The sequence below is a fragment of the Desertihabitans brevis genome (genome assembly GCF_003327535.1).
In the GTDB taxonomy this organism is placed as follows: domain Bacteria; phylum Actinomycetota; class Actinomycetes; order Propionibacteriales; family Propionibacteriaceae; genus Desertihabitans; species Desertihabitans brevis.
Window position 1 is genome coordinate 37,335 of sequence record NZ_QOUI01000004.1, and the last position, 18,737, is coordinate 56,071.

The 18,737-nt window shown below is 74.9% G+C and carries 17 protein-coding genes; 9 read left to right on the top strand and 8 right to left on the bottom strand.

Going from position 1 to position 18,737, the window contains the following annotated elements; all coding sequences use genetic code 11:
• Nucleotides 1-24: 24 nt before the first annotated feature.
• On the top strand, nucleotides 25-897 hold the full coding sequence (locus DT076_RS07540; protein WP_114126065.1) for an alpha/beta fold hydrolase: 873 nt from the start codon (nucleotides 25-27) through the stop codon (nucleotides 895-897).
• A gap of 20 nt (nucleotides 898-917) precedes the next feature.
• Here the strand turns inward: DT076_RS07540 and DT076_RS07545 are convergent, their stop codons facing one another.
• The gene (locus DT076_RS07545; protein ID WP_114126066.1) at nucleotides 918-1,391 is read right to left on the bottom strand and encodes an SRPBCC domain-containing protein; all 474 of its coding nucleotides are present in this window, start codon (nucleotides 1,389-1,391) and stop codon (nucleotides 918-920) included.
• A gap of 16 nt (nucleotides 1,392-1,407) precedes the next feature.
• On the opposite strand from DT076_RS07545, the gene DT076_RS07550 reads away from it, so the two are divergent.
• The 4 genes from DT076_RS07550 to DT076_RS07565 all read left to right on the top strand — a co-directional run bounded on the left by DT076_RS07550 (nucleotide 1,408) and on the right by DT076_RS07565 (nucleotide 4,794).
• Nucleotides 1,408-1,737, top strand: a complete 330-nt coding sequence (locus DT076_RS07550) for an ArsR/SmtB family transcription factor (RefSeq protein WP_199539035.1) — start codon at nucleotides 1,408-1,410, stop codon at nucleotides 1,735-1,737.
• A gap of 77 nt (nucleotides 1,738-1,814) precedes the next feature.
• Nucleotides 1,815-2,846, top strand: a complete 1,032-nt coding sequence (locus DT076_RS07555; RefSeq protein WP_114126068.1) for a sigma-70 family RNA polymerase sigma factor — start codon at nucleotides 1,815-1,817, stop codon at nucleotides 2,844-2,846.
• A gap of 52 nt (nucleotides 2,847-2,898) precedes the next feature.
• Nucleotides 2,899-4,077 carry a pyridoxal phosphate-dependent aminotransferase gene (locus tag DT076_RS07560; protein WP_233493761.1) on the top strand — a complete coding sequence of 393 codons (1,179 nt, stop codon included), beginning with the start codon at nucleotides 2,899-2,901 and terminating at the stop codon, nucleotides 4,075-4,077.
• Between the two features lie 9 nt (nucleotides 4,078-4,086).
• On the top strand, nucleotides 4,087-4,794 hold the full coding sequence (locus DT076_RS07565; RefSeq protein ID WP_114126069.1) for a ZIP family metal transporter: 708 nt from the start codon (nucleotides 4,087-4,089) through the stop codon (nucleotides 4,792-4,794).
• A gap of 61 nt (nucleotides 4,795-4,855) precedes the next feature.
• On the opposite strand, the gene DT076_RS07570 is transcribed toward DT076_RS07565, so the two are convergent.
• Both DT076_RS07570 and DT076_RS07575 read right to left on the bottom strand, forming a co-directional pair.
• On the bottom strand, nucleotides 4,856-5,800 hold the full coding sequence (locus DT076_RS07570; RefSeq protein ID WP_114126070.1) for a DUF4436 family protein: 945 nt from the start codon (nucleotides 5,798-5,800) through the stop codon (nucleotides 4,856-4,858).
• Between the two features lie 15 nt (nucleotides 5,801-5,815).
• Entirely contained in the window at nucleotides 5,816-7,942 is a 2,127-nt protein-coding gene (locus DT076_RS07575; protein ID WP_147264099.1) for a hypothetical protein, read from the bottom strand.
• A gap of 189 nt (nucleotides 7,943-8,131) precedes the next feature.
• Here DT076_RS07575 and ligD point away from each other — a divergent pair, with 189 nt between their 5' ends.
• Both ligD and DT076_RS07585 read left to right on the top strand, forming a co-directional pair.
• A complete protein-coding gene (gene ligD / locus DT076_RS07580) occupies nucleotides 8,132-9,142 on the top strand; it encodes a non-homologous end-joining DNA ligase (RefSeq protein ID WP_114126072.1) in 1,011 nt (336 codons plus the stop codon).
• Complete coding sequence (locus tag DT076_RS07585; protein WP_114126073.1) at nucleotides 9,142-9,756, top strand: TetR/AcrR family transcriptional regulator; 615 nt, start codon at nucleotides 9,142-9,144, stop codon at nucleotides 9,754-9,756. The genes ligD and DT076_RS07585 overlap by 1 nt, the downstream gene beginning before the upstream one ends.
• A gap of 274 nt (nucleotides 9,757-10,030) precedes the next feature.
• Here DT076_RS07585 and DT076_RS07590 read toward each other — a convergent pair whose 3' ends face one another.
• Entirely contained in the window at nucleotides 10,031-10,549 is a 519-nt protein-coding gene (locus tag DT076_RS07590) for a class I SAM-dependent methyltransferase (protein ID WP_158548074.1), read from the bottom strand.
• A gap of 97 nt (nucleotides 10,550-10,646) precedes the next feature.
• On the opposite strand from DT076_RS07590, the gene DT076_RS07595 reads away from it, so the two are divergent.
• A complete protein-coding gene (locus DT076_RS07595; RefSeq protein ID WP_199539036.1) occupies nucleotides 10,647-11,927 on the top strand; it encodes a glucuronyl esterase domain-containing protein in 1,281 nt (426 codons plus the stop codon).
• A 28-nt stretch (nucleotides 11,928-11,955) separates the two neighbouring features.
• On the opposite strand, the gene DT076_RS07600 is transcribed toward DT076_RS07595, so the two are convergent.
• Both DT076_RS07600 and DT076_RS07605 read right to left on the bottom strand, forming a co-directional pair.
• Nucleotides 11,956-13,056, bottom strand: coding sequence for an NADH:flavin oxidoreductase/NADH oxidase (locus tag DT076_RS07600; protein ID WP_114126287.1), 1,101 nt, complete (start codon nucleotides 13,054-13,056; stop codon nucleotides 11,956-11,958).
• A gap of 94 nt (nucleotides 13,057-13,150) precedes the next feature.
• A complete protein-coding gene (locus tag DT076_RS07605; RefSeq protein ID WP_114126074.1) occupies nucleotides 13,151-14,443 on the bottom strand; it encodes a citrate/2-methylcitrate synthase in 1,293 nt (430 codons plus the stop codon).
• A gap of 78 nt (nucleotides 14,444-14,521) precedes the next feature.
• On the opposite strand from DT076_RS07605, the gene DT076_RS07610 reads away from it, so the two are divergent.
• Nucleotides 14,522-15,652 (top strand): citrate/2-methylcitrate synthase, encoded by a 1,131-nt coding sequence (locus tag DT076_RS07610; protein WP_114126075.1) that lies wholly within the window; start codon nucleotides 14,522-14,524, stop codon nucleotides 15,650-15,652.
• Between the two features lie 155 nt (nucleotides 15,653-15,807).
• On the opposite strand, the gene DT076_RS07615 is transcribed toward DT076_RS07610, so the two are convergent.
• Together DT076_RS07615 and helR are read right to left on the bottom strand one after the other, a co-directional pair.
• Nucleotides 15,808-16,371 (bottom strand): VanZ family protein, encoded by a 564-nt coding sequence (locus tag DT076_RS07615; protein ID WP_114126076.1) that lies wholly within the window; start codon nucleotides 16,369-16,371, stop codon nucleotides 15,808-15,810.
• A gap of 118 nt (nucleotides 16,372-16,489) precedes the next feature.
• Nucleotides 16,490-18,658, bottom strand: a complete 2,169-nt coding sequence (gene helR, locus DT076_RS07620) for an RNA polymerase recycling motor ATPase HelR (RefSeq protein ID WP_114126077.1) — start codon at nucleotides 18,656-18,658, stop codon at nucleotides 16,490-16,492.
• Nucleotides 18,659-18,737 lie beyond the last annotated feature (79 nt).

Sequence of the window (18,737 nt, forward strand, 5' to 3'; positions counted from 1 at the left end):
ACCCGAGCCCCCAGGAGGAGCCGGATGACCAGCCCCGTCCACCACCGCGTCGTCGAGGTCGACGGCATCCGCACCGCCTACCGCGAGGCCGGGCCGCCTGACGCCCCGGTGCTGCTGCTGCCGCACGGCTACCCGGCGTCCTCCTCCGTCTACCGGGGGCTGATGGCCGCGCTCGGCGACCGGTGGCGCACGGTCGCCCCCGACCTGCCCGGGTTCGGCCACAGCGACACCCCGCCGCCGGACGTCTTCGGCTACACCTTCGCCGCCTACGCCGACTGGTTGCAGCGCTTCGTGGACGTCCTCGGCCTCGACCGCTACGTCGTCTGGCTGCACGACTACGGCTCCCAGCTGGGCTTCCAGCTGGCGCTGTCGGCCCCAGAGCGGGTGCTCGGCCTGGTCATCCAGAACGGCGACATCTACCCCGACGCCTTCGGCCCCAAGTACGACGGGCTGCGCCGGCTGTGGGACGACCCCGGCCCGGACGCCCGCCGGGCGATCGCCGCCCACATCACCCTCGAGGGCTTCCGCGACGAGTTCGCCGGTGAGCTGCCCGACGACGTCGCCGACCGCGTGAGCCCGGACCTGTGGACGCTGCACTGGGCGCTGATGTCGACCCCTGAGCGGCTGGCGAACCTGGTCCGGCTGCTGGAGGACCAGCCGTCCACGCTGGGGTGGATGCCGGCCCAGCAGGCCTACCTGCGCGAGCACCGCCCGCCGACGCTGATCGTCTGGGGTCCGCACGACGGCTACATGCCGGAGGCCTCGGCGCGGGCCTACGCCCGCGACCTGCCCGGGGCCGAGCTGCACCTGCTCGGCGGCGGGCACTGGCTGCTGGAGACCCACCTCGACGAGGTCGTCCCGCTGGTCCGCGGGTTCCTCGAGCGCACCACGTCCTGACGAGCGGCGGGCGAGCCCGCTCAGCGGTAGAAGCCGTCGCGGAGGTTGATGCCGTGCTCCACCCAGGCCTTGAGCGCGGCGAGCATGCCGGTCCAGCCCTCGCAGTTGCCGAAGGCCGCCTTCGCGCCGTCGCCCGTCGGCTCCCAGGCCGACTCGGTGATCGTCACCAGGGTGCGGGTGTCGTCGTCGACCGGCTCGAACTCGAAGACGGTGCGGGTGGTGCCGGTGCCGCCGGCGGTCGCCTCGCCGTCCCACTCGACGACGATCCGGTGGTGCGGGTCGGCCTCCACCACGGTGACCGGGAAGGCGCCGGGGAAGTCGGCGAAGTCCCAGGTCACCTCCGCGCCCGCCTCCAGGCGTCCACGGGCGCCGCCGGTGGTGAAGTAGCGGGAGAGCTGCTCGGGGTCGGCGACCGCCTCGTAGACCTCGGCGCAGGGGCGGGCCACCCGCCCGGACACGGTGAAGGAGAGCTGGTGCAACGCGTCAGTAGACATGTTGTATTCTTACAACATGTCAGTGGAGCCCGGCAAGAGCCGTGAGGACGACGACCGGGTGTTCAAGGCGCTCGCCTCGCCGGTACGGCGGCGGATGCTGGACGCGCTGCGGACGTCCCCACGGACGGTCGGCGCGCTCTGTGCCGAGCTGCCCGACCTCGACCGCACGACGGTGCTGCAGCACCTGCGCGTCCTCGAGGAGGCCGAGCTCGTCACCGGGCGCAAGGTCGGGCGGGAGCGCCACCTGTCGCTGGCGCCGCTGCCGATCAAGCGGATCCACGACCGGTGGATCAGGGGGTACATGGAGGCCGCGGTCGACCTGCTGCAGCGGCTGGACGAGGACTGAGCGCGCTGGCCGGAAGTGTGGGCGAAGTGTCCGGAAGAGCCCACGACAGCGTCGGAGGTCGGCGCTAGAGTCGGCCCATGCCGCAGACGACCGGGGTCGCCGCCCCGTCCTCCGCACCGTCGGTCACGACGACCGAGCTCGACGGCGAGCTCCTCGACGGCGAGTTCATGGAGCTGGTCGCGCCGCTGCGACGCGAGCTCACCGCGCACTGCTACCGGATGCTCGGCTCGGTGCACGAGGCCGAGGACCTCGTCCAGGAGACCTACCTCCGCGCCTGGAAGGCCCACGAGCGCTTCGAGGGACGCAGCAGCCTGCGCACCTGGATGTACTCCATCGCCACCCGCGCCTGCCTGACCGCGCTGGAGAAGGGGAAGAAGCGTCCGATGCCGACCGGCCTCGGCGCTCCCGCCTCCGACGCCCGCGACGAGCTGGTCGTGCGGGAGGAGGTCACCTGGCTCGAGCCGTGGCCCGGGGCCGCTGACGCCCCCGACCCCGACCCGGCCGCGGTCACCGTCGGCCACGAGAGCATCAGGCTGGCCTTCGTCGCCGCCCTGCAGCACCTGACGCCGGTGCAGCGGGCGGTGCTCGTGCTGCGCCAGGTGCTCGGCTACAGCGCGATCGAGACCGCGGAGGTGCTGCAGACCACCGTGGCGGCGGTCAACAGCGCGATGCAGCGGGCCAAGGCGCGGATGGACGGCCAGGAGATGCCGTCCAGCCGGGAGCACGCGAGCCTGGACGAGCGCTCCCAGCAGCTGGTGGAGCGCTACGCCAAGGCCTTCGAGCGCTACGACATCGCCGAGATCGTCTCCGTGCTCACCGAGGACGCCTCGTGGGAGATGCCGCCCTTCGAGGCCTGGTACTCCGGCCGGGAGCAGATCGGCACCCTCATCGCCACCCGGTGCCCGGCGGAGAAGCCCGACGACATGCGGATCCGGTGGACCGTGGCCAACGGCCAGCCGGCGTTCGGGCTCTACATGCGCGGGCAGGACGGCGTGCACCGCCCCTTCCATCTGCAGGTGCTGTCGGTGGGCGCGGACGGCATCGACCACGTCGCCTGCTTCTTCGACCGCACCCTGTTCGACCGCTTCGGGCTGCCCGAGACGCTCTGAGGTGGGCCCCGCCACGCCGTCCGGCGGCCGGTCAGCCTCGGCCCGCGGCCAGGTGCCGCCGTTCGAGGTGATGAGCGTCCTGGCCGCCGTCGCCCGTCGGCGCGCCGCCGGTCGCGACGTGGTCAACCTCTGCGTCGGCGAGCCGTCCCAGGGTGCGCCGGCTCCCGTCCGGGCGGCGCTGGTGCGCGCGCTCGAGCAGGGCGTCGGGCTCGGCTACTCCGCCGCGTTCGGGCTCCCGGAGCTGCGGCAGCGGCTGAGCCACTGGTACGCCGAGCGCTACGGCCTCGACGTCGACGCGCACCGGATCGCGCTCACCACCGGCTCCTCCGGGGCGTTCCTGCTGGCCTTCCTGGCCGCCTTCGACGCCGGCGACCGCGTCGCGCTGGCCCGTCCCGGCTACCCGGCCTACCGCAACATCCTGTCCAGCCTGGGTTGTGAGGTGGTCGAGCTGGACTGCGGCCCGGCCGAGCGCTACCAGCCCACCCCCGAGCTGCTGGAGGCCGCGGGCCCGCTGGACGGGCTGGTGGTCGCCTCCCCGGCCAACCCCACCGGCACCATGCTGGACGCCGACCGGATGGCGGCGCTGGCCGCCTGGTGCGCCGATGCCGGCGTCCGGCTGGTCAGCGACGAGATCTACCACGGCATCACCGACCGCGACCCGTCCACCCCTCCCGGTGCCGACCCACCCGCCCCCGGCGTCTCCGCGCTGGCCTCCGACCCGACCGCGGTCGTGGTGTCGTCGTTCTCCAAGTACTGGGGCATGACCGGCTGGCGGCTGGGCTGGGCCGTGCTGCCCGACGACCTCGTGGCGCCGGTCGACGCGCTGGCCGGCAACTACGCCCTCTGCCCGCCGGTGCCCTCGATGTACGCCGCCCTGGCCGCCTTCCAGCCGGAGTCGCTGATCGAGGCCGAGGCCGCGGTCGCCGCGCACGCCGAGGCCCGGCGACGGATGCTGGCCCGGGTCGGCGAGCTGGGCTGGGGCGACGTCGCGCCCGCCGACGGCGCCTTCTACGTCTGGGCCGACATCTCCCCGGTGCTGGGCCGGCACCCCGACTCGCGCGCCTGGTGCACCGCGCTGCTCGAGCAGCACGACGTCGGCCTCACCCCGGGGTTGGACTTCGACCCGGTCGCCGGCGGCACCCACGTCCGGGTGTCGCTGGCCCCCGGTGCCCACGCGGTGGACCGCGCGGTGGAGCGCATCCTGCGGTTCCAGACCGCTCTCGCCGGGTAGCCCTCCGGCATGATCGCCGCACTCGGCTGGGGGCTGCTCGCCGCCTCGTCACTGGTGCTCGGAGCCCTCCTCGGCGTGCTACGGGGCTGGGGCGACCGGGTGGTCGGGGTGGTGCTGGCCTTCGGTGCCGGGGCGCTGGTGGCCAGCGTCACCTTCGACCTCGTGCTGGACGGGTTCAGCCTGGCCGGCGCCGTGCCGGTGGCGCTCGGGCTGGGGCTCGGCGCGCTGGCGTTCTTCCTCGCCGACAAGGGGGTGGAGCGGATGGGCGGCCGGGAGGGCGGCGGCTCCGCCGGGACCCCTCTCGCCCTCGGCGCGCTGCTCGACGGCATTCCCGAGCAGGCGGTGCTGGGGATCGGGCTGGCGGCCGGCAACGGGATCAGCGTGTCGCTGCTGGTGGCGATCTTCGTCTCCAACCTGCCGGAGGCGATCGGCTCGGCCTCCGACATGCGAGCGGCCGGGCGTCCACGCCGACGGGTGCTGCTGATGTGGGTGGGCGTCGCCGTCGTGACCGCGCTGGCCACCCTGGGCGGCTTCTCGCTGGCCGACGTCGTCGGGCCCTCGTGGCAGGCCGGCATCCAGGGCTTCGCCGCCGGGGCGCTGCTGGTGATGCTGACCGACTCGATGATCCCCGAGGCCACCGCCAAGGCCCGCGAGGTGGCCGGCCTGGCGACGGTGCTCGGCTTCGCCGTCGCGGCCGGGTTGTCGGCGTTCTCCTGAGCGGAGCGACCGGCTCCGGTCCAGGGTGCCGTCCGCAGCCGGGACCGCTCGTCGTCTCTCCTCACTGCTCCTCGGGGCTGTCGAGGTGCCGGCGTCGCAGCAGGGCGCTCTCGCGCCACAGCAGGTGGAAGCCCGTCCACACCAGGAGGCAGGCGATCAGGCACATGCAGGGGAAGAACACGATGTAGTCCATCGCGGTGCCGATCGGCGGGGCCCCCGGCATGGCGCTCCGGAGGGTGGGGAAGGAGATCAAGGTGGCGGAGAGCCAGATGACGTTGCTGAACTCCAGCTCCCGCTTCACGAGGGCCGTGCCGACGGTCACCACCGCCATCAGCGTGGTCAGGAGGATGGCGAGCACGTAGAAGAGGACCAGCATGATGCTGAGCGGGTCACGGGCGCCCTCCAGGGTGAGGGCGGAGGCGGCGCCGGCCTGCCCCCGGACCGGGGTGACCTCGCCGTGGAGCGTCCACGGGCGGGCGGCGTTCTCCATCACGACCTCGAAGGGGACGTCGGCCCCGGTGGTGTCGTTGGTCACCGAGATCTGGAAGTGGGTGAACGGCTCGTCGAAGGGGTAGGCGGAGTCCCCGCGCTGCAGGCTCAGGGTGAGCGCGGTCGGGTCGACCACCGACTCGCCCGGGACGGTCACCACCGAGCTGGTCACCCCACCGCTGAGGACCTCGATGCGCAGGTTCTGCGACATCTCCCCCGCCTTGGCCCCCACCAGGCTCCCGTGCGGGACGGGGAGCACGGCGGCCTGGATGGTGCGATTGGTCAGATCCACGTCCTCGGTCCGCATCTGCAGGGTGACGTAGTCCCCGGAGCGGGGCTGGGAGCCCTGGATCGGCACCGTGGTGGTGGACTGCAGCACACCGGAGAGCCCCACCACCCCGTAGTAGACGGCCAGCAGGACCGCCACGGCCAGCAGGATGACCGGCGCCGGGTTGCGGCGCCGCTGACGGTAGGGCTCCGGGGTCGCCAGGTCGGCGTCGGGGGCGGTGTGGGACATCGGCGTCTCCTAGGCTCAGCGCCCGCGCTCGGCGAGCGTGGCGGCGAGGGCGAACAGGAACAGGGCGAGGACCACGACGACCGAGCCCGGGAACTCCGACACCTCGCGGGCCAGGACCTCGGTGTCGGTGGGAGCGTCTGCGGTGAGGTCGAGGACGCTGGTCACGGCGTTGACCGTGCCGGGGCCGTCGCCGGCGCCGCGGCCGTCTCCCCGGACGTGCAGCCGGTGGACGCCCTGGTCGGAGTGGGCGGCGGCGTCAGCCAGGAACGTGATGGCGAACGTGGTCTCCTCGGCCGGGCCGAGCTCGACCTGGCACTGGAAGCGGTCCTCGGCCACCGTGCAGCGGCCCCCTCCGGCCAGCACGGTGACCTCGCGGTAGCGGACGCCCCCGGTGACGTGGCCGTCCACGGTGACCGTCACGATCTCGTCGCTGGGGTTCGGACCGATCCGTCCCGACATCTGCGCGGCGGTGCCAGGGACCACGTCCACCGAGCCGGCCGTCAGCGACACGGGCATCAGGCGGGTCGAGCTCCACGCGCCACCGCCGGGGGTCTGGGTGGCCTCCGGGGGATGCCTCCGGGTCGGACCGTCGTCCTCACCGGGCCGCTCGACGTCTCCGGAGCCCTCCCCGGTCCCGGTCGGCTGCTCCCGGCCCGGTTCCGGCTGCGGCACGGCGGCGTCCGGCTCGGTGGCGTCCGGCTCGGTGGCGTCCGGCTCGGGCGGCCCGGGGGCCGGACCTGGTGCTGGGGTCGGCGGCTGCTCCTGGTCCGGATCCCCCTGGGGCTCGGCGGCGTCCGGCTCGGACGGCCCGGGAGCCGGACCTCGCTCCGGAGTCGGGCCCGGCACGGGATCTCCCGGCTGCTCTGCAGGCGACGAGGGCGCGGCTCCTGGGGCCGGCTGCTGCGGCGGTGGCGGGACCACGGTGAACGAGGAGCGGCTCGCCGTGGAGTCCACCCCGTCCACCGTCTGGTGGACCAGGAGCTCGTGCGTGCCCAGCGGCAGCTCGTCCACGGGCCGCAGGCTCCAGCGGCCGGAGCGGTCCACCTGCGCGGTGTGGCGTCGTCCCGCCAGGTCGACCGCGACACGGGCGGCCGGCTCACCCCGACCACGGAGCAGTGGGCGCTGCTCCTGCGTCCGGCTCCCGGCCGGAGGGTCGGACACCGTCGGGGGGGCCAGCTCGCGCACCAGGACGTCGGTGCTCGCCCGGGACGGGGGCACGCCCGGCAGCCGCTGTTCCGCGGTCACCCGGTGCCGGCCCGGCGAGACGTCGTCGAAGTCGACGGTGAAGCGGCCCCGGTCGCTGACAGGCGCGGTCGCCCGACGCCCGGACAGGGCCACCCGCACCTCCGAGCCCGGGTCGGCCGTCCCCGACACGGTGACGTCGCGGGCGAAGGTGCTCGACCCGTCGACGGGGTGGTCGAGCCTGACCTCACCGACCACCCGGACCACCGACGGCTCGCTGGCGGCGGAGGTGCTCCCGCCGGGGCTCGTCTGCCTCGCCACCAGGACCGTCTCACCCAGCGGCAGCTCCCGCGGGGTGCAGCTCCAGGCCGCCTCGTTCCCCGCCGGGACCTGGCAGAGCCGCCGTCCGTCCGCGTCCGTGACCGTCACCGAGTGGCCCGGGCCGCCCGAGCTCGGCAGCGCCTCCCGGGTGCCTCTGAGGGTGGGGGTCCGGTCACGGGTGGTCGCGGGCGCGCTGAGCCTGGGAGGCGGTGGCGGCAGCACGGTGACCGTGTAGCCGGCCGTCTCCTCGCCCACGGTCGAGGTCGCGCTGACGCTCCCGGCCGGCGCCGTGTCCGCGATGGCCAGCCGGGCCCGCAGCCGGCTGCCCGCGGGCCACCGCCCCTGGCGGACGCAGCGGGCCTCGGTGGCGTCGACCACGACGCAGGAGGAGCCGGGGCCGCCGCCCTGGACGCTCGGCGTGGCGGCGAAGATGGTGCCCGCCGGCGCACGGACCAGCCAGGGCCCCTGCTGGGGTCGCTCGGTGGCGAGCTCGACCGCGACGACCTCCCCTGGGCGTCCCTCACCTCCGGACGAGGTGATCGCGAGAGCCGGGACCGCGCCCACCGCCGTCAGCAGCACCGTCACAGCAGCGGCTGCGCAGGCCAGGACGGACCGGGGACGGGGGGTGGGCGGGGACATCGGCGGGCTCCTTGCTGAGGTGAAGTGGCACTCGCCCCCGCGGGTGTCCGGCAGCACCGTAGTGCACCGGCCCACGCTCCTCCAGAGATCGCGCTCCGTGAGCCGTCGTCGCCCGCTGGCTGACGCTCCCGACCCCCACCCCGGCACCGACCGTCGAGCTCCGGCGGTCCCCCGTGGTTAGGGTGAGGCATGGCGAAGGCGTCCTCCCCGGCGGTCGAGATCGAGGTCGACGACCGCGTCGTCAAGGTGACCAACCCCGACCGGGTGTACCTCTCCGAGCGCGGCGAGACCAAGCTCGACCTCGTCGAGTACTACCTGTCGGTGGGCGAGGGCATCGTCAACGCGCTGCGTGAGCGACCGTGCATGATGCACCGCTTCCCCACCGGCGTCGACGGGGAGAAGGTGCACCAGAAGCGGGTGCCGCACGGTGCGCCGCCGTGGCTGGAGACGGTGCGCGTGCACTTCCCCCGCTACAACCGCACCGCCGACGAGCTGTGCGTCACCGAGCTCGCGCAGGTGGTGTGGGCGGTGCAGATGTCGACGGTGGAGTTCCACCCCTGGAACAGCCGGCGGGCCGACACCGAGAAGCCCGACGAGTGGCGCATCGACCTCGACCCGATGCCGGACTGCACCTTCGACACCGTCCGCCGGGCCGCGCACCTCACCGCCGAGGTGCTCGACCAGCTGGGCATCACCGGCTACCCGAAGACCTCGGGCGGACGGGGGCTGCACGTCTACGTCCGGATCGAGCCCGAGTGGGGGTTCGCCGACGTGCGCCGCGCCGCCTGGGCGTTCGCCCGTGAGGTGGAGCGCCGTGCCCCGGAGCAGATCACCACCACCTGGTGGCGCAAGGACCGCGACCCGGCCGCGCTCTTCGTCGACTACAACCAGAACGCCCGCGACCACACCATCGCCAGCGCCTACTCCGTCCGCGGCAACCCGCGTGGCACCGTGTCCACGCCGATCCGCTGGGAGGAGGTCGACGACGTGGAGCCCGACGACTTCACCATCGCCACCGTCCCCGCCCGGTTCGCCGAGCTGGGCGACCTGCACGCTGGCATCGACGCCACCCCGCACCGACTCGACACCCTGCTGGAGTGGGCCGAGCGGGACGAGCGCCAGGGCGCCGACGCCCCCGACCCGGACGCCGACCCCGCTGCCGCCGACCGGGGCGGGGCCGGGGCGTCGGGGAAGCGCTGATGTCGAGCACCCGCTTCCCGCAGCGCCGGCGGACGAGCGCGGGGGAGGAGCGTCGTCGCCAGATCGTCGAGGCGACCATCCGGCTGCTGGCGCGCCACGGGCCCGCCGGGACGGCGTTCACCAGCATCGCCTCCGAGGCCGCGCTCTCCAGCCCCGGGCTGATCAGCTACCACTTCACCGACAAGACCGATCTGATGAGCCAGGTGGTCGAGCACATCCTCACCAGGCTCGAGTCGTCCCTCGCGGCGCGGGTCGCCGAGGCCGGGGGCGACCCGGTCGCGCAGCTCCGGGCCTACCTGGCCGAGCTGGTGCGCTACCAGGACACCCACCGCGACGAGGTGGCGGCGGTCTGGCGGCTGCTGGCGACCGGAGCCGCGGAGGGGCTGGCGGGGCGGGGCCGCACCACCGCTCTGCCTCCCACGCTGCTCACCGACATCCTGCGGGACGGGCAGCAGCGCGGCGTCTTCCGCGTCTTCGACGTGGCCGTGATGGCCCAGGCGCTGCACTGCTCGGCCGAGGGCTACCGCGAGCGCTTCCTCACCGACGGCCACGCCGACGCGGACGCCTTCACCGCCGAGCTGACCGAGCTGTTCATCCGCGCCACCGCTCCCTGAACGCGCGTATGTCGATCGGGCCACGGCCGGCGTGTCGCGGCGTGTCGGCGGCCTGTTCCGGAGCGGCGTACACGATCTCAGGGCCGACGGTCGGGCACCCGGGTGCCGGTTCCGCACGGGGCGGCCCGTCACCCCGCGTCGGCGAGGTCCGCTCCCAGGACGCCCCCCGGGGCCGGCTCGGTGGCCGCTCACCCTGGGATCGTGTACGCAGCGGACGGCGGCGGGGGAGACGCGCCGCGACACGCCGGCCGTGGCCGGATCGACATACAGCCGCTCAGGGGCGGGTGGCGAGGCCGAGGACGAGGGGGACGCGCCAGCCGGCGACGACGGGCACCTCGAGCCGCTGGAGGGAGCGGAGCACGAGGCCGCTGCGGCGCAGCTCGGTCTCGCTGTCGCGGGTGGGGCGGCAGCCGTGGTCGAGCAGGCGGGTGGCCGGGGTGACCAGCCGCTGCGCCTCGACCAGCGCCGTCGCCGGGTCGTCGACCGAGCACAGCACGAAGCTGCACAGCACGGCGTCGACCGAGGCGTCGGGCAGCGGGATGTCCTCGGCCCGGGCTTCCAGCACCCGGTCCCGGCCGGTGGTGCGGCGGCGCAGCCGGGCGGCGAGCCGCGGGTCCGGCTCGAGCCCGATCCAGCGCTGCGCGGCGGGCAGCGGGCGTCGCCGGCTGCCGTCACCCGCGCCGAGGTCGAGCACCGTGCCGCCCAGCTCGGCCAGCACCGCGCTGCGCAGCCGCTCGAACTCCGACCAGGGCATCACCCGGGCTGAGGGATCCGGAGACTTGTTTGTCTGCACAACCCAAACGTAGGACGGCACTCGCTGTCCGTACAGACCCCGGACGTGCCCGGCTGCTACGGTCGAACGGTCGTCCAGCGCACGAAGGGGTGTCGACATGGAGCTCAACCGACGACAGGTCGTGCTGGGAGCGGGGGTCGCCGGTCTGGCGGCGTTCGGCGCCGCAGGTGCTCCGCTGGCCCGCGCCGACGGGCACGGCTGGCAGGCCGACCCGGCGGTGGTCGCCCGCAACGAGGCCGAGCGTCCCGGGTTCATCTACGACGAGGCCGACGTGCCGCCCTACACGCTGCCCGACCCGCTGCGGACCCTGGACGGCCGCCGCGTCACCTCGGCCCGCGACTGGCCCGCACGCCGCGCGGAGCTGCTCGAGCTCTTCCGCACCCACGTCTACGGCCGTCGCCCGGCCGCGGCGTCGCACGCCCGGCACCGGTTCCGGGTGGTGGAGGAGGACCCCGCGGCGATGGACGGCGCCGCCACCCTCAAGCGGGTGCGGATCAGCACCGACCACAACGGCCGCACCCACGCGTTCGAGGTCGTCCTGTTCGTGCCCAACGCCGTCGCCGGTCCGGTGCCGGTGTTCCTGCTGCTCAACAACCGCGGTCCGGAGAACACCGATCCCACCCGCGCGACGATCTCCCCCTTCTGGCCGGCCGAGCAGGTGGTCGCCCGCGGCTACGCGATCGCCGCGCTGCAGGTCCGCGACCTCGCCCCCGACGACCCCGACACCTTCACCGACGGCGTGATCGGGCTGTTCGAGCGCGAGGGCCGCACCCGTCCGGCCGACGCCTGGGCGGCGCTGTCGGCCTGGGGCTGGGGCGGCAGCCGGGCGCTGGACTACGTCGAGACCGATGACGCCCTCGACGCCACCCGGGTCGCCGTGGTCGGGCACTCCCGCGGTGGCAAGGCGGCGCTGTGGGCGGGCGCGGAGGACGAGCGGTTCGCCCTGGTCGTCTCCAACGACTCCGGCGCCGGCGGTGCCGCGCTCAGCCGCCGCATCTTCGGCGAGACGGTGGCCGAGGTGAACACCACCTTCCCGCACTGGTTCTGCCGGGGCTTCCAGCGCTTCAACGGGGCCGAGGACGAGCTGCCCGTCGACCAGCACGAGCTGATCGCGCTGCTGGCCCCGCGCGCGGTCGCGGTCGGCAGCGCCGACGAGGACCTGTGGGCCGACCCGCGCGGGGAGTTCCTCTCCCTGGCGCACGCCTCCCCGGTGTACGCGCTGTTCGGCCGCGAGCCGATCCCCACCGACGCCATGCCGGCCCTGGACGACCCGCTGCGCGTCCTGCCGCGGCAGTACCACATCCGCCGCGGCGGCCACGACCTCACCACCCAGGACTGGGGCTGCTACACCGACCTCGCCGACCGGCTCTGGGGCTGAGCCGACGACGTGGGCAGCGGCCGCTGGCTCAGGCGTTGACGGGGACGTCCTCCCAGTGCCCGCGCGCGTACGGCGCGGGGTAGCCGGCCTCGCGCCACGGCACCCCCAGCTCGGCGGCGGCGCGCAGCGGCCAGCTCGGCTCCCGCAGGGCGACCCGGGCCAGCAGCACCACGTCGGCGTCGCCGTCGGTGAGCACCTGCTCGGCCTGGGCCGGGGTGGTGATCAGCCCGACCGCGCCGCTGGCCACCTCGGCCTGCTCGCGGACCTGCCGGGCGAAGGGCACCTGGTAGCCCGGGCCGACCGGGATGTCGGCGAGCACGTTGCCGCCGCTGGAGACGTCGACCAGGTCGACCCCGCGCTGGCGCAGCTGCCGCGAGACGGCGACGGTCTGCTCGGCGTCCCAGCCGCCCTCGGTCCAGTCGGTGGCCGACAGCCGCACCAGCACCGGCTTCTCGGTCGGCCAGACCGCCCGGACGGCGTCGACGACCTCCAGCAGCAGCCGGCTCCGACCGGCCAGGTCCCCGCCGTAGCCGTCGGTGCGGGTGTTGGTCAACGGGCTGAGGAACTGGTGCAGCAGGTAGCCGTGGGCGGCGTGCACCTCGACGGTGTCGAAGCCGGCCTGCTCGGCGCGCCGGGCGGCGTCGGCGAAGGCGGTCACCACCTCGGCCAGCTCGTCGGTCGTCAGCGCCTGCGGGGCGGCGTAGCCCGGGAAGGGCTGGTCGGTCGCCGAGCCGGTCACCCAGCCGCCTTCGGAGGCCGGGACGCTGCCGGTGGGCTCGCCGGCGAAGCCGCGGTAGGTCGAGGCCTTGCGTCCGGCGTGGGCCAGCTGGACGCCGATCGCCGCGCCCTGGTCGTGCACGAAGTCGACGACGCGGCGCCAGGCGTCGCGCTGGCGGTCGTCCCACAGCCCGGTGTCCTGTGGGCTGATCCGACCCTCGGGGGTGACCGCGGTGGCCTCGGTGAGGATGAGCCCGAACCCGCCGGTGGCCCGGGCGCCGAGGTGGACCAGGTGCCAGTCGGTCGGCACGCCGTCGCGGGCCTCCACCGAGTACTGGCACATCGGGGCCAGCCAGATGCGGTTGCGGACCGTCAGGCCGCGCAGGGTCAGGGGCTCGAAGAGTGCGCTCACGACCTGCGGCAACCGGGCGTCCGGGACGACGATTCCGGGCCGCCGCGTCAGGTGCGTCACACCCCCGCCGGTGCGGCGGTTCAGGTGCGCCCGATCAGGTGGGGCGGGCGCCGGTGTAGACGCCGCGGAGCCGGAACCGCAGCGCCGGCTCGGCGTACTCCTCGAGCACGTGGGCGGTCCAGCCCGCCATCCGGGCGTGCAGGAAGACCGTCTCGGGCAGGTCGGCGTCCCCGCCGAGCAGGTGGGCGCCGAGGGCGAGCGCGAGGTCGACCGTGCGTGGCAGCCCGCGGCGCTGCCAGAGGCGGTCGCTGAGCCGCTCGGTGGCGGCCAGCAGCGGGTGGTCCACGGTGCGGGCGAGGTGCTCGACCAGCAGCTCGGCCCGCGGATCCAGCGTCTCGTAGACGACGTGGCCGAAACCCGGCACGGTCTCGGCGTGCAGGCAGTGCGCGAGTGTGCCGGCCGGGTCGTCGAGCAGCTCGCCGAGCAGCGCGTGCACGCGGCGTCCGGCCGTCCCGTGCAGTGGGCTGTCGAAGGCGGCCAGCGCGGCGGTGAGGGCGCCGAAGGGGTCGGTGCGGACGCTGGCCGCCACCCGGGCGGCGGTGGTCGAGCCGGCCATGTCGTGGTCGGCCAGCAGGATGCAGGCCTGCTCGACCCACCGGGTGTCGGTGACCCCGAGCGCCGCGGCCAGGGCGGCGGGCAGACCGCCGTCCGGGGGATCCAGCGAGGGCCGGCACACACCCTCGTGCGGCGGCACACGGGTTGCAGCATGGGTGCGGTCGCGCGGAGGTGTGTGCGGGGTGCCTCCCGGGACGGGCCACGGTGGTCGGCCCGACAGGAGGCAGGCGACGCTGGTCGCCATCACCCGTCCCACCGCGGCGGTCACGACCGCCGGGTCGAGGTCGTGGCGGTCGGGGCTGTCGGCGGCCAGCACGCTGAGCAGGACGCGGACGCGGTCGGCCAGCGTGGCGGTGCCCGGCAGCGGGGCCAGCGCCCGCCGGACGGCGGCCACCGTCTCGGCGTCGGTCTCGAAACGGGGCTCGAGGCCCCAGAGCAGCGCGACCACCTCGGCGAAGGTGGACTCCCGCGCCAGTCGGACCACGTCGTGCCCCCGGTAGCTCAACCGGTCGTGCTCGACGAGGGTGAGCGCGGTGCGGACGTCCTCACTCAGCCCGGGCGGACGGCGCCGGGTGCCACCGCCGGACGTCAGCGCCTCCACCTCCGCCAGCGGGAAGTAGCTCTCCCGGCGTCCGGGCAGCCGCCGCCGGCGCAGCACGCCACGGCTGGCGTAGGCGTAGACGGTCTGCACCTTCACGCCCAGCCGCCGGGCCACCTGCTCGGCGCTGAGGTGGTCCACGCCGTCGATCCGCAGGGCCTCCACCGGCCTCATGCTGCCACCGATCCGCGGTCCGTCGACGTTGATCCGGTCAACGTTGACCGCCGATCAACCCGGGCGCACGCTGACGGCATGACCGAGACACTGATCGCCCCACCCGGGCTCAAGGGCGTCGTGGTGGCCGACACCGAGATCGGCGAGGTCCGCGGCGCCGAGGGCTTCTTCCACTACCGCGAGCACGACGCCGCCCGGCTGGCCGGTGAGCGCGGCTTCGAGGAGATCTGGCACCTGCTGGTGGACGGCCACCTGCCCGACCCTGCCGAGCTGGACGCCTTCACCGCCGAGGTCGCTCCGCTCCGAGCGCTGCCGCCGGAGCTGGCCGACCTGGTGCCCGTGGTGGCCGGGTCCGGGCAGGAGCGCGACCTGATGCCGCGGCTGCGCACCTGCCTGTCCCAGCTCGGGGCGGTGGAGGCGTTCGCCCCGGTGTGGGGTGCGGACCGGTCGTCCGTGCGCGCCGACGTGCTGCGGGTGGCCGCCGTGGTGCCGACCCTGCTGGCCGCCCTGCACCGCACGCGGCAGGGCCTCGACCCGGTGCCGCCGGACCCGGACCTGTCGGCCGGGGCGAACTGGGTGCGGATGGTGACCGGGGAGACGCCGTCGGTGGAGGTGGAGCGGGCGATCGGCACCTACCTCGGGCTGACGGTGGACCACGGCTTCAACGCCTCCACCTTCACCGCCCGGGTGATCACCTCCGCCGGTGCCGACGTGGTGGCCGCGGTGTGCGGGGCAATCGGCAGCTTCACCGGCCCGCTGCACGGCGGAGCGCCGGACCGGGCGCTGGACGCCCTGGACGAGATCGGCACCCCGGACCGGGTGGAGCCGTGGGTCCGTGAGCAGGTGGCGGCCGGAGGCCGGATCATGGGCTTCGGCCACGGCGTCTACACCACCGAGGACCCGCGCGCCCGCGTGCTGCGCGGGATCGCCGCCGAGCACGGGGGCGAGCTCTACGAGTTCGCCGCCGCCACCGAGCACACGGTGCTGGCCACCCTGGCCGAGCTGAAGCCGGGCCGCCGGCTGGACGTCAACGTCGAGTTCTGGGCGGGGGTGGTGATGGAGCAGTGCGGGCTGCCGCGCTCGATGTTCACCCCCACCTTCACCTGTGCCCGGGTGGTCGGTTGGGGCGCCCACATCCTCGAGCAGGCCGCCGGCACCAAGATCTACCGCCCGCTCGCCCGCTACACCGGCCCCGAACCCTGCCGCTGAGCCCCACCCCGGCGCTTCGACAGGCTCAGCGCGCTGTGGTGGGGTCCGCGCTCGAGTGAGGTGCGCGTCGTGGTCGCGCTCGAGGTGACCTGAGCGCTCGACCCGACCCCAACGCCCTGAGCCTGTCGAAGGGCGATCACCCCCGCGGGCCCAGGTCAGCGGCGGCGGCGCCGCTCCCGCCACGGGCGGAGGACCACCGCCAGCAGGGCACCGACGACGCCACCGAGGCCGGCCCCGAGGACGTTGTCGACGATGTCGGTGACGTCGCAGGCGCGTCCGATCCGGGAGAGCTCGAGCTGGGTGATCTCGATCCCCACGGAGTAGGCGGCGAGCACCCCCAGCCCGAGCACGGCCAGCAGCCAGCCGGCCCGCCAGCGGGTGGCGACCAGCACCAGGAACGCCCCCGCGGGCACGAAGAGGACGGTGTTGAGCATCCGCTGGCCGCCGGAGAAGAAGAGGAACCCGTCCGGCGCCGGACCGCCGTAGTCCAGCGAGCACACCTGCTGGGCCGTCGCCACCGGACGCTCCAGGTCGATGCCGTCCAGCGGCACCAGCGTGACGAGGGCGATCACCAGCAGCGACCAGACCAGACCCGACCGGGCGAAGGCGGCCACCGTCCCGACCCGTCGGCGGACCGCCACCGCCACGGCCAGCAGCACGACGCCGAGCACCAGGGCGCCGAGCACCATGGTCGCCGTTCCCGCGAAGCGCTCGATCACGCCGGTGAGCGTAGCCGCGGGAGCACCGGCACCGGCGCCCCGACCGGGGCGACCGACCCCGGGGTCGGACGTCCACGACCGGGGGCGGAGGTACCGGGCGCCCAGCCGTGGCCCCCGGTCAGACCGGCTCGGGCTCGACCACCACCAGCTGCTGGGTGGCGCGGGTCATCGCCACGTAGCGGTCGACCGTGCCGGCCACGTCGCTGCCGAAGGAGGCCGGGTCGAGGAGCACCACCAGGTCGAACTCCAGACCCTTGACCTGGTCCGGGGCGAGCGCGCGGACCCGGTCCCGCGCCCGGGCCGGCACCTCGACGCCGTCGGTCCCGATCAGGCAGCCGGTGCCCTCGGGGTGCTCGGCCAGCCAGCGGTCGAGGACGTCGCCCAGCTCGGCGGGGGTGGCGTGGCGCACCGGCACCCCGCTGCTGCGGATGGAGGTCGGCACGTTGGCGTCCGGCAGCGCCGTGCGGATCACCGGCTCGGCCTCGGCCATCACCTCCTGCGGTGTGCGGTAGTTGACGCCGAGCGGGGCCAGCCGGACGTCGTCGAAGCCGACCCGGCGCAGCCGCTCCTCCCACGACTCGGCGAACCCGTTCCGGGCCTGGGCGCGGTCGCCGACGACGGTGAAGCTGCGCGACGGGCAGCGGCGCAGCAGCATCTGCCACTCGGCGTCGGTCAGCTCCTGCGCCTCGTCGACGACGACGTGGGCGAACGGCCCGGTCAGCCGGTCCGGCCCGGCCTCCGGCACCGCCCCGTCGTCGACCAGGGCGTCGCGCAGGTCCTGCCCGCGCAGCAGGATGAGACTGCTCTCGGGATCGTCGTCGGCCTCGAGGATGTCCTCGACGACCCGGTCCATGACCGCGCGGTCGGCGGCCGCGGCGGCCTCCCGCCGGCGTCGGCGACCAGACGCCCCGGGGTCGCCCAGCCGCAGCCGGGCGGCGTCCAGCAGCGGCAGGTCGGGCACCGTCCAGGCCTGTGGGTCGGCGCGCTGCAGCCGCCGGACGTCCTCCTCACCGAGCCAGGGCGCGCACCGGCGCAGGTAGGCCGGCACGGTCCACAGGTCGCCGACGAGGTCCGCGGCCTCGACCAGGATCCAGGCCCGGTCGAACGCCTCGGTCAGTCCTGGGTCGTGGGCGAGCGCGCGCCGGAGCAGAGGCAGCGGCACCTCCTCGTCGTCCTCGTCGACCTGCTCGAGCAGCAGCTCGACCAGGGCCTCCCAGACCTCGTCCCGGGCCTCGTTGTGCGGGGTGCCCGGGTCGGGCGTGGTGAAGGCCTCCGCCCAGTCCGCGGGGGTGACGCGGAGCTCGACCCACTCGGTCTCGACCAGCAGCGGACGGGTCGGCGGCTCCTCGTACAGCCCCACCGCGGGCTCCACCGCCCGGACCATCTCCACCGACGACTTGAGCCGGGCCACCTCCGGATCGGGTTCGGCCACCGCGGTGGCGCCCTCGCGGACGAGGTCGCGCAGGGTGCAGGTCTGCACGCCCTCCTCGCCGAGATTGGGCAGCACGTCGGCGATGTAGCTCAGGTAGGGGCGGTGCGGCCCGACGACGAGCACCCCGCCGCGCCCCTCGGCCAGCCGCGGGTCGGCGTGCAGCAGGTAGGCGGCGCGGTGCAGCGCGACGACCGTCTTCCCGGTGCCCGGACCGCCGTCGACCACCAGCGCACCGGCCGACCCGGCCCGGATGATGGCGTCCTGGTCGGCCTGGATGGTGCTGAGCACGTCCCGCATCCGCGGCGAGCGGCTGGCGCCGAGGCTGGCGATGAACGCGGACTGGTCGTCGAGCGCGGCGTGCCCCTCCAGCCCGTCGGGGCTGAACACCTCGTCCCAGTAGTCGGTGATCCGTCCCTGCGTCCACCGGTAGCGCCGCCGGCTCACCAGCCCCATCGGCCGGGCGTGGGTGGCGGCGAAGAACGGCTCGGCCGCCGGGGCGCGCCAGTCGACCAGCAGCCGCCGGCCGTCGGCGTCGGTCAGGCCCAGCCGCCCGACGTAGACCGGCTCGGCGCCGTCGGCACCGACCATCCGGCCCAGGCAGAGGTCGACGCCGAAGCGGCTCAGCAGCCGGAGCCGTCCGCTGAGCCGGTGGATCTCGCGGTCCCGGTCGGCGGCCGCCCGGCCCTTGCCGCCGGGGGAGCGGCGCAGCTCGTCCAGCCGCTCCGCGAGCCCAGCCACCTGCTGGTCGAGGCTGGCGGCCACGGCCGCGAGGTGCTGCTGGTCGGTGGCGATGAGGGCGGGGTCGGCCTTGGCGGCCAGGCGGGCGGGCAGGGCGAACACGTCGGCAGGGCTCATGCGGTCTCTCCGGTCCACGGCTGGGTGCGCGGGCTGGGGTCGCCGGTGCGCTCGGCTCTGCCTCCTGATCGCCGTCCGG